The organism is Neisseria sp. HMSC061H08 (assembly GCF_001836795.1).
GTDB classification, from domain to species: domain Bacteria; phylum Pseudomonadota; class Gammaproteobacteria; order Burkholderiales; family Neisseriaceae; genus Neisseria; species Neisseria subflava_A.
The window spans coordinates 1-9,240 of record NZ_KV830589.1 but is presented as its reverse complement, the minus strand read 5'-3'; the positions used below and the strand labels follow the sequence as shown (position 1 = coordinate 9,240).

Below are 9,240 nucleotides of genomic sequence, written 5' to 3'. Positions count from 1 at the left end.
TATTTGGCAAAAGGTCGTCTGAAAGCCGGAAAAATGTTTCAGACGACCTTATATATTGCACTTATATATTGCACTCCGTTAAGGGAGTGTAAATTAAAAATCAAACCCCTTGACAAATATTTCTAACCGATATTTGAGAGGGATCTAAAATGTCAATCTGTTATTTCACAGTCACACCAGAGCCAGCGGTTAATCCCGTTGCCTATATCTGCCGTGTATTCATGGATAAAAACGATGAATGCACACTTTTGGAAACAAAAGCGTTCCCAGTCCGCAATCCACATCACACAAAAGAAACCAAAGACGAAGCCGAATTATACGGACAGTTATCCGTATCCATTCAAATGTCGGAGGTTTTATCATGAAAACTATCCGCTCAACGGCTGAAAGCGCGGAGCGCGTTCAGCTTCCTTGTCTAAATAGTAACAACTGCATTGAGACCGCAAACAGCGGTGAAATCAAGCAGTTGCCAAGTCAGTATGAAAACCGTAAAGCGGACACGCTGAACGAGTTTTCCACTTCTTACAAAAAATCCACTACTGCCCTAGAAATGAACGTCAAAGCGTTCATTGAAGCCTTTGGCCTGAACAAAGTCGGCTTTTTAACCCTGACCTTTGCCGATGACGTAACCGATCCGAAAGAAGCGCAACGCCGTTTTCACAGCTTGAGAACCAACTTTCTCAAACGTCACTTTCCTGAATACGTCTGTGTCTATGAGCGCACGAAGAAAGGCCGTATACATTTCCATCTAATCGTAAATACCCGTGTCGATATACGGCGCGGCCTGAATTTCCGCGAAATCGCAGTAGGACGCTACAGCTCTGCCAATCCAGCATTGCGCCAACTGTGGGCATTGCTCCGTGAAAACGTCCACAAATACGGCTTTGGCCGTACTGAACTGTTGCCGGTCAAAACCAACAGCAAAGGCTTGGCGCGATACGTATCCAAATACATCAGTAAACACATCAACAGCCGCCTGACCGAAGACAAAGGCTATCGGCTCGTGCGTACCAGCATGGACAAAAAATCCGTGTGGAAAGTAGCAAACAGCAATTTTGCTTTTGTGTCCAAAGGCTCGAAAGAGTGGAGACGCAAGTTAAAAAAGTGGGTTGAGCAGGTAGAAAGCTACCTGAACCGCGTAGCAGAGTGGAAATACCGCGCAGCCCTACCCAGCATTACCCAGGATAATTACAACACCGTCTTGGCCTTTGTCCTAAGCCCGAAATGGGCGTTTTACAACCGAGAAACCATCATCAATATGTAGCGAAACAAGCAATCGTTGATTTTGGTTCGGGGGCGGGATGGGCGCGAAACCGCACTTGCGAAGCAAGGAGAACGGCGCAAGCCGTGTGTGAGCGCCCCTCCCGTCCCGCCCCCGAACCGTTGAATACCAGCAAAACCGACCTTAAAGAAAGGAAAAACATCATGTCTCAAGAAACCGAACGCCGACAAGGTATTTTCGTTATTGCATCATTTGACCGAATGTTCACGCGTGAACGCAAAAACCAAGACGGCACATTTACCAAGACACATTATGTCGGCCTGATTATCCGTAGCGAAACCGAAACGCGATTATGCGAAGTTCGCACCAAACACCCTGAAAAGTATGAAGGCTATAAGCCTCAACAAATCGTATCAATGCAAGTATTCCCACGCGCATTTAAAGACAACATTTATTTTTCAGACGAAGCATAAACAAGATTCAAGGCTTTGCGGTGTGCCTTGAATTGACCCCAAAACACCGCAAAACTTTTTTTCAACATTAACTAAAGGAAAACAAAATGAAATTCCAAAACCTGAAAAACAAAGCTAAAGCAGCTTTGGCAATTGCAACCGTTTCTGCCCTGTCTGCTCCGGCTATGGCTGATACAAACTTGCTTGATACCGCCTCCACAGAAATCGGCGCTTTGAAAACAGGCATTATCGCATTTGGCGCAGTTGTTGTTGGTTTGGCCGTTGTGATTGCAACTATTTCTGTTGCAAAACGCGTTATCAACAAAGCATAAGGTTTGATATGGGATATCGAGTAGGCCAAATCTGTTATGGCACGCAGATAGAAGCTCAAAATCATGTGATGTCCCAAGTCATACCGACAATCGATAAAGACGGGGTGTTAAATCACCCTGTCTTTATTGGTTCGGCATGGGAATATCACGGAAGCCAAGTAAAGCTCAACTTTCCGCAGTGCAATAATCAAGATTTTTATGATCAGGGTAGAGAGTTGGGACAGTCTATGCTATTTGCTTTTATAGGTTTATTTATTGTCGTAGTCTGCTTAAAAGTCGTAAAACTGGCCAATATGAAAAATGGCGAATAAAAGGGAAAAGGAAAAATGAATGATACCAGAAGTTTATTTTATTCTCGGCGTTTCGCCCTATGCAGTCGCCTGCTTGTGCTTGTATGTTTTGGCACTCAAGTTTTAAGTCCGTTAACAGCTTTTGCAGAAGTCGGCCTTCCTCCGCCGGCACAACATCAAAACGCAGGTTTTCCAAGTGACCAAGCCTTGCAACGTCGTGGATACGATCCAAAAACAGGCGTTTGGAAGGTTGATGTACAAAACAACGGCAAACCGACAGTAACTAAAAATGGCGGAAATATTAATGGTAGCCAAGGCAAAAATGTAACGGTTACAGGTCGATATGGCGAAACTGGCACGATGAATACGACTGTTAATCAACGGGTAAACGTTGGTAAAGTTGAAACTGTATTGGGTGGAACATTGGCCGGTGCTACCGCTATGGGTGGGGCTATTGGTTCTGATTATGCAGCATGGACATATAAAGATATAAAAGATGGTAATTGGGCTGGAGCAGCTCGTAATGGTGTTGGTGCAATTCTTACAGGTTTATCAAAATTAGATATAACTGGTTTGGGAGCAGGAATTAATTCTTTTTTAGATAAAACAGGATTAAGAGATGGGGCATCACAAGAAGAAATGTCAAATGCGATTCAAAAAGCAGCACAAGCCCAGCGCCAAGCAGAAGCCGAAGGCAACTATCAAAAAGCAGTAGCACAAGCAGCAGCAAAAAAAGCAGCAGAAGCAGCACAAAAAGCGCAACAACAAGATCAACAAAAGAGAGAAGAACAGAAGAAAGACGAAGAAGCAAAAAAGAAAGGATTATTGAAATATCAATTAATAGTAGAAGTCGATGGGTCATATCAAAACTATGTTTTTTATGCTCCAGATGGTTATAGATTGAGTGGTTCTGATGATAATACTTTAGACCATGCGCCTTCTTATTTGGGCAAATTTGTTTCATCCTACAATATTGATATAGGTAAATCCGCCTCCCCTTCAACAATTAAAGTAAGTACACCGTCTGATAAGCATGTTTTTGTTAGATGGACATCCTATAAAGAAGGTACAGTTCCCAAGTCAGAAGAAAAGAAAATTACACAAAATCAAAGCCAAGTAAAACCTGAAGACTTCATGCTGACACAAAAAGAAATGTTAGACATTCTTAAGCGTATGCTTGAAAACAATCAGACAAATCATGCCGAGCTGATGAACCAACTGGCAAAAATGGGCGTTATGAATCAATCTGCAGAGCCAAGCACATTTAGCCCTGATACAGCACTTTCTGCGCCATATACCCCTGAAGGCAGTAGCACCCCACAACAAACAAGATTCAAAATGAATCAAGACGGCACTGTAGGCGTTGATTATGTGCCACGTCCAGATTTAAAGCCAAACAGTCCAGAAGCACCGAATAAGCCCGAAAAGACAACACCGAGCAGACAGGAGAGTCCGGACACGCCAAACGCACCAAATAGCCCTAATTCTCCCAATACACCGAATGAGCCGAACAGTCCGAATAGTCCAAACAATCAACAAACGCCAAAACAGCAAGAAAATGGCCTTTGTTCGATTTTCCCAAATATCGCAGCGTGTGCAGATTTGGGAGAAGTTGAAGCGCAAGAACCTGAAGTTCCCCAAAATACGATCGATATAGGCTCAATAAAACCAACTGATACCTTTAAAACAGACGGCGTTTGCCCATCTCCCAAAACCTTTGACATGGGTATTTTAGGTACTTTTGAGATGAGTTATGAGAATGTTTGTTATATAGCTTCAAAAATTAGGCCAATTTTAATTTTAGTAACCATTATTAGCTGTGGTTGGGCTGCTTATGCAGCAGTAAAGGAATTGTGATATGTGGGCAAAGTTATTAACCAGCGTATTAACGACTGTTGCAGGAAAAATTATGTCAGCGGTAGGACTAAGTTTTATAACTTATGTAGGTTTAGATGCCCTTCAAAATCAGCTTATGCAGGCCGTTTCCCAACAGGTAGGCGGATTGACAGAGGATTCCTTGCAAGTGCTTTATATTTTAGGCATAGGGGTTTGCCTAAACTGGATTTTCGGCACATTCACATTTATAGCTTCGTTAAAAACAATGTCCAAACTGTCAGCGATAATGGCAAGTAAATAAAAGGGTAAATTATGCTTTATTTGATTACAGGTGTTCCAGGTTCAGGCAAGACCCTAAAAATGATTTCAGACCTTATGAATAGGTCAGATTTAAAAAACCGTCCGCTATATCTTGATGGTATCCCCGAAGTAAATGACAAAATTATTCCTAACCTGCCTATTCCAGAAGGCGAAAGTATGCAGACTTGGCACAAATGGGCACCGACAGGAGCAATACTTGTTATTGACGAATGTCAGCGCGTATTTAGGCCACGGCCAAGCGGTTCAAAAGTTCCCGATTTCGTAGCAGAACTAGAAACGCACCGTCATAGAGGCATTGATATATTCCTTCTTACACAACATCCGCGACTAATAGACGTTAATGTACGCAGTCTGATAGGCCACCATTGCCACATCGGCAAAACCAGTTTAGGCGTGCGCCGTATGATTGAATGGGAAAGGTGCGCAAATCCAGAATCTAATAGCGATGTAGCGAATGGCGTCAAAAGCGTTTATAAACTTGATAAAAAAGCATTTGGCGTTTACAAGTCAGCGGAAGAACACACGAAAATTAAAACAAAACTAAGTAAAGTCGTTTTCATCTTCCCTTTTGTCCTTGGCGTGATATTAATCTGCTGTTTTTATGTATGGCAAAGCTGGAAAAACATCAGCGCCCCAATCGAAAAACCGAAAACGGAAGTTTCCGCCTTGGCGGAAAGCCCTAAAACGGACGGTACGGCAACCGCTCCAGCGGTGGACGGAACGGACGGATTAGGGCAATACCCGAAACAAGAAACAAAGGCAGAAGAACCGCCGAAACCGCACATAAGCGAGGACGACTTTAAACCGAGAATAGAAGATAGGCCGGAAACAGCGCCGATGTATGACGGAATGAATAAAGCCGTTAAAACCATGCCTTGGCCGTCAGCGTGCGTAAAAAGCGATAATGGCTGTAATTGCTATACAGACCAAGGGTCTAAAATTTCAGAAATCAGCAAAAAAACCTGTTTAAGCTATATTAAAGATGGCTTACCGTTCAATCCATATAAAACTAAACAAAACGAAGCATTAACGGCTGATTCAAATTCATCAGTTTCAGAAAAACCGCAAGTCTTGACAATGGGTGGAAAGAGTCCGCAGAATTTAATGTATGACGGATACGAAGAAAAAGCCCTAAGTAACGAGGGCGGAAAGGTTAATTAGTGAATTCAGGTATAGCTTTTTTATTAGGAATTTGGGCTGCAACAACTTATGAGCGTAAAGGCTGGCGAGGATTTTTTAAGTATTTCGTTCTCCCGATGTTCATAATGTCGTTAATAGGAGCAGCAGTAATTATTTATTATGGATATAACATAGCCAAATAGCCCACCTAAACACAAGTCAGGGGGAGGACGTCCAGAAAGATTTGTAAAGACAGTTTTATCGTCTTTATAAATCTTTTTGGATACCCCTTGACGCTAACATAGCCAAAAACGCTTTAAAGAAGGGTTGGTGCGGTTTTTTGCGCCAACCCCTGCCACGTGGCGAACGTCGCCGAAGGCAAAAAGAGTACAAAGCCCTGAACGGTTAATCAGCCCTTTCAGGGGTTTGGATTCATGACCCAAACCACGGCCCGCGACTTCCGAAGCACGACCAAAGCAACAGCTTGGAAAAAAGATAGAAGCGCGGGCTTCCGTACATAACTAGTTTGAACACTATACAAGGCTGCGAGCCTGAATGAATAAGGCAAAACAATGTACTACTTAGGGATAGACGTATCAAAGAAAACAATTGACTGCTGTCTGACTACAGACAGCATTTTTTATGAACGGAGGTTTGACAATACAGAGGATGGATTCAGACAGCTGGACGACTGGATAAAGGAGTACACCGTTGAAGTAGTGTACTGCTGTTGTGAAGCGACCGGAATCTACCACGAAGCCATATCCGACCATCTAAGACAAAATCACATAGTAAGTATAGTCAATCCAAGCAAAATAAAAGGATTCCGAGAAGCCGAACAGACAAGAACTAAGACTGATAGACAGGACGCAAGGCTGATAGCCGAATATTGCAGAAGAATGCAACCCCAAGCATGGCAGCCACCGACAGAAGAGCAAAAATATCTACAAGCCATAACAGACTATATAGCCCGACTTAAGCAGCAGAGAGCAGCAGAGCAGACAAAATACCAAACAGCCCCTGATGTCATTCGCAATCACATACAGACCACCATAGACCATCTGAACAGGCTTATAGCAATCGTACAAACAGAACTCAAAGACTTCTACCGTCAAAACCCAAAATACAACGAAAAAAAGAACAGACTAAAAACCATAGACGGAATAGGCGAATCCGCAGCTTCCGTCTTGCTTGCAAAACTCACACGATATGATTTCGCCAACCAAAACCAATTTGCCGCATATCTCGGTTTAGATCCAAAAATCAAAGATTCGGGGACAAGTGTCAAAGGAAAGTCCAGAATATCAAAACAGGGGCAAAAGAACGCACGTAAAGCACTGTATATGCCAGCACTTGTTGCATACAGGATGAACGCATTTCCAGGCTTTATAGCTCGACTAAAAGCCAAGGGAAAGCCACCGAAGCTGATAATAGTCGCTATCATGCGCAAATTGGCCGTCATTGCCTATCAACTGTATAAAACAGGTAAAGATTACGACCGTTCCCGATATCGAAAGTAAACAGCGGCATAAAAAAACGCCCCGAAAAATCGGGGCGAAGACCTCGTTTATCTTTAAGAAATGTAAATATCGTTGACGATTAAATACACTATCTTTTTTATCACACTCAAAGCCCGCGTGCGTACCGCACACACCTTACCTGCATAGGTTTAATGCGGGCTACGTCTTGCTGAAGATAAAGTTATTAAGGAATTTGGCAAATATGGAAAAGATTGAGAAATTTAAATCTGAATTATTGGATAATATCTTTGAGTATATTCAGTGTATATCTATTTTTGTTTATAAGAGAAATATATATTATTTGATTGATTATAAGGAAAATTTTGAATTAAACGCAAAAATATCTTTTGATCTTTACCTAAGAGAGGGAATTATAACTAAAGAACAATATAATTATGATTATAAAAATTACCGTAATGGTATCTGGCAGTTAACTAAGGACAATTTTGAAAACTATCTTCAATCAGATTCAGTCATTGTATTAAAAAAAGATGAATTGAAGGAACTGATGTTTCAGGGGTTTACTTCTGCTGAAGCGGTAAGGTTATATTCCATTGTTGAGAACAAGCTGTCGTACAATGATCCTATCTCAGACTCTGGCCAGCAAAGTGATTTCTTAAAAATCAATCAGATTTCTTCGAGGCTGCCATTGTTCTATATTAATTTTAATACGGAAGTTTACCTTCATATGGATTGGGACAGATGTCATGAAGATTATGTTTATGACAGATGGTTTTCAAAGGCGATGGATTTTGGGTATTTAATACCGGACGAATTTTGTTATTGGAAAATTGAAGGACGGGATTATTGGAAATTTGGACAATTATAAAGATAAGCAAGCCATAGTTTGTATGAATTCAAAAGGCAGTCTGAAAATAGAAAAACCGTTTCAGACGGCCTTTGTTTGATGCCATCGAGCCAGTGGGCCATAAAGCGCAGTTGTCCAAAAAGGTATATTGATAGGCAAATATAAAAAGGAGTAAAAGTCAATTTTACTACCTTCAGACATTTTCAATTTGGGGCATTACTATGATAATTAATTATTTTGAATACGGGCTTGCGACAGGCAAATGTTTTGGGTTTAACATGGAATCAGGTTGATTTAGACAGGAAGGTCTGTTGGTATCATCCTGATGAAATAAAAGCTGGAAATGTACTGGGTGTTGTTTTAAATGATACTGCTGTTGAAGTATTAAAGCGGCAGATAGGCAAGCATAAGAAATTTGTTTTTGTGAATAAGCTGAATAAACCAATTAGCGGCATTAACAGCCAATATTGGAAGAAGATGTTAGAACTGGCAGAAATAGAAGACTTTTACTTGGCACGATTTCAGGCACACTTGGGCAAGTTGGTTAGCTCAGCGTGGCGTACCATTGAGAGTGTTGCAAGAAGTGTGTGGTTGGAAGACGTTAAGGATGGTGCAGAGATACGCACATTTGGCTCCTGAGCATTTTCATCAACATGCTCAAGTTTTGCACGAGCTTGTCACATTTGACACAAATGGGGCAAGTTAGACACAAATCAGGCACAAACAAAAAAGACAGCCTTACAAATAAGCTGTCAATTAGAAATTTAGAATCTTAGGTTTTTCAATAAATCCAGATATTTATTGGTGCCCGGAGCCGGAATCGAACCGGCACGGCCGGTTTAGGGCCGACGGATTTTAAGTCCGTTGTGTCTACCTATTTCACCACCCGGGCGTAGACAGTCAATTGAGAGATTGGAGGCGGGGGCGCGGATTTGAACCGGCCTATATAAGGGTTGCACCCCTTATAGCATAAACACTCTGCCACCCCGCCATGAAATGGATGGAGGCGAGAGTCGGAATCGAACCGGCGTAGACGGATTTGCAATCCGCTGCATAACCACTTTGCTATCTCGCCAAATAAACTACTTTGGAGTGTTTGTAGTATTGAAACTGGAGCGGGAAACGAGTCTCGAACTCGCGACCTCAACCTTGGCAAGGTTGCGCTCTACCAACTGAGCTATTCCCGCATTTAAGTGCATCTGAAATTAAACTGGAGCGGGAAACGAGTCTCGAACTCGCGACCTCAACCTTGGCAAGGTTGCGCTCTACCAACTGAGCTATTCCCGCGTATTCGGATGCATAATTTAATGGAGCGGGAAACGAGTCTCGAACTCGCGACC

The 9,240-nt window shown here is 42.2% G+C and carries 9 protein-coding genes, 5 tRNA genes and 2 pseudogenes; 11 read left to right on the top strand and 5 right to left on the bottom strand.

Annotated elements, in window-relative coordinates:
- Positions 1–361: 361 nt before the first annotated feature.
- From HMPREF2675_RS10540 to HMPREF2675_RS11650, 11 genes and pseudogenes are all read left to right on the top strand, one after another.
- Complete coding sequence (locus tag HMPREF2675_RS10540; protein WP_070815036.1) at positions 362–1,264, top strand: rolling circle replication-associated protein; 903 nt, start codon at positions 362–364, stop codon at positions 1,262–1,264.
- 161 nt (positions 1,265–1,425) lie between these two features.
- Positions 1,426–1,695, top strand: coding sequence for a hypothetical protein (locus HMPREF2675_RS11705; protein WP_070815038.1), 270 nt, complete (start codon positions 1,426–1,428; stop codon positions 1,693–1,695).
- Positions 1,696–1,781: 86 nt separating this feature from the next.
- Positions 1,782–2,006 (top strand): hypothetical protein, encoded by a 225-nt coding sequence (locus HMPREF2675_RS10530; protein ID WP_049359861.1) that lies wholly within the window; start codon positions 1,782–1,784, stop codon positions 2,004–2,006.
- 8 nt (positions 2,007–2,014) lie between these two features.
- Positions 2,015–2,317, top strand: coding sequence for a hypothetical protein (locus HMPREF2675_RS10525; protein WP_070815035.1), 303 nt, complete (start codon positions 2,015–2,017; stop codon positions 2,315–2,317).
- Between the two features lie 15 nt (positions 2,318–2,332).
- The gene (locus HMPREF2675_RS10520) at positions 2,333–4,153 is read left to right on the top strand and encodes an IgG-binding virulence factor TspB family protein (RefSeq protein ID WP_070815034.1); all 1,821 of its coding nucleotides are present in this window, start codon (positions 2,333–2,335) and stop codon (positions 4,151–4,153) included.
- 1 nt (position 4,154) lies between these two features.
- On the top strand, positions 4,155–4,433 hold the full coding sequence (locus HMPREF2675_RS10515) for a DUF2523 family protein (RefSeq protein WP_049336528.1): 279 nt from the start codon (positions 4,155–4,157) through the stop codon (positions 4,431–4,433).
- 11 nt (positions 4,434–4,444) lie between these two features.
- Positions 4,445–5,614 carry a zonular occludens toxin family protein gene (locus HMPREF2675_RS10510; RefSeq protein ID WP_070815033.1) on the top strand — a complete coding sequence of 390 codons (1,170 nt, stop codon included), beginning with the start codon at positions 4,445–4,447 and terminating at the stop codon, positions 5,612–5,614.
- A gap of 530 nt (positions 5,615–6,144) precedes the next feature.
- The gene (locus HMPREF2675_RS10505; protein ID WP_070815032.1) at positions 6,145–7,092 is read left to right on the top strand and encodes an IS110 family RNA-guided transposase; all 948 of its coding nucleotides are present in this window, start codon (positions 6,145–6,147) and stop codon (positions 7,090–7,092) included.
- 202 nt (positions 7,093–7,294) lie between these two features.
- Complete coding sequence (locus HMPREF2675_RS10500) at positions 7,295–7,921, top strand: hypothetical protein (protein ID WP_070815031.1); 627 nt, start codon at positions 7,295–7,297, stop codon at positions 7,919–7,921.
- Positions 7,922–8,137: 216 nt separating this feature from the next.
- Positions 8,138–8,371: pseudogene (locus tag HMPREF2675_RS11655) on the top strand (tyrosine-type recombinase/integrase); the annotation flags it as partial.
- Positions 8,372–8,462: 91 nt separating this feature from the next.
- A pseudogene (locus HMPREF2675_RS11650) lies at positions 8,463–8,606 on the top strand (site-specific integrase); the annotation flags it as partial.
- Positions 8,607–8,702: 96 nt separating this feature from the next.
- Here the strand turns inward: HMPREF2675_RS11650 and HMPREF2675_RS10490 are convergent.
- From HMPREF2675_RS10490 to HMPREF2675_RS10475, 5 genes are all read right to left on the bottom strand, one after another.
- Positions 8,703–8,792: transfer RNA gene (locus HMPREF2675_RS10490), tRNA-Leu, on the bottom strand.
- Positions 8,793–8,813: 21 nt separating this feature from the next.
- A tRNA-Cys gene (locus HMPREF2675_RS11430) sits at positions 8,814–8,891 on the bottom strand.
- Between the two features lie 10 nt (positions 8,892–8,901).
- Positions 8,902–8,975: transfer RNA gene (locus tag HMPREF2675_RS10485), tRNA-Cys, on the bottom strand.
- 36 nt (positions 8,976–9,011) lie between these two features.
- Positions 9,012–9,087: transfer RNA gene (locus HMPREF2675_RS10480), tRNA-Gly, on the bottom strand.
- A 24-nt stretch (positions 9,088–9,111) separates the two neighbouring features.
- Positions 9,112–9,187 (bottom strand) — tRNA-Gly (locus tag HMPREF2675_RS10475).
- Positions 9,188–9,240: the final 53 nt, after the last annotated feature.

Bases quoted from the DNA above. Each gene is read 5' to 3' on its own strand.
- HMPREF2675_RS10540 (WP_070815036.1), top strand. From the start codon at position 362: ATGAAAACTATCCGCTCAACGGCTGAAAGCGCGGAGCGCGTTCAGCTT.
- HMPREF2675_RS11705 (WP_070815038.1), top strand. From the start codon at position 1,426: ATGTCTCAAGAAACCGAACGCCGACAAGGTATTTTCGTTATTGCATCA.
- HMPREF2675_RS10530 (WP_049359861.1), top strand. From the start codon at position 1,782: ATGAAATTCCAAAACCTGAAAAACAAAGCTAAAGCAGCTTTGGCAATT.
- HMPREF2675_RS10525 (WP_070815035.1), top strand. From the start codon at position 2,015: ATGGGATATCGAGTAGGCCAAATCTGTTATGGCACGCAGATAGAAGCT.
- HMPREF2675_RS10520 (WP_070815034.1), top strand. From the start codon at position 2,333: ATGAATGATACCAGAAGTTTATTTTATTCTCGGCGTTTCGCCCTATGC.
- HMPREF2675_RS10515 (WP_049336528.1), top strand. From the start codon at position 4,155: ATGTGGGCAAAGTTATTAACCAGCGTATTAACGACTGTTGCAGGAAAA.
- HMPREF2675_RS10510 (WP_070815033.1), top strand. From the start codon at position 4,445: ATGCTTTATTTGATTACAGGTGTTCCAGGTTCAGGCAAGACCCTAAAA.
- HMPREF2675_RS10505 (WP_070815032.1), top strand. From the start codon at position 6,145: ATGTACTACTTAGGGATAGACGTATCAAAGAAAACAATTGACTGCTGT.
- HMPREF2675_RS10500 (WP_070815031.1), top strand. From the start codon at position 7,295: ATGGAAAAGATTGAGAAATTTAAATCTGAATTATTGGATAATATCTTT.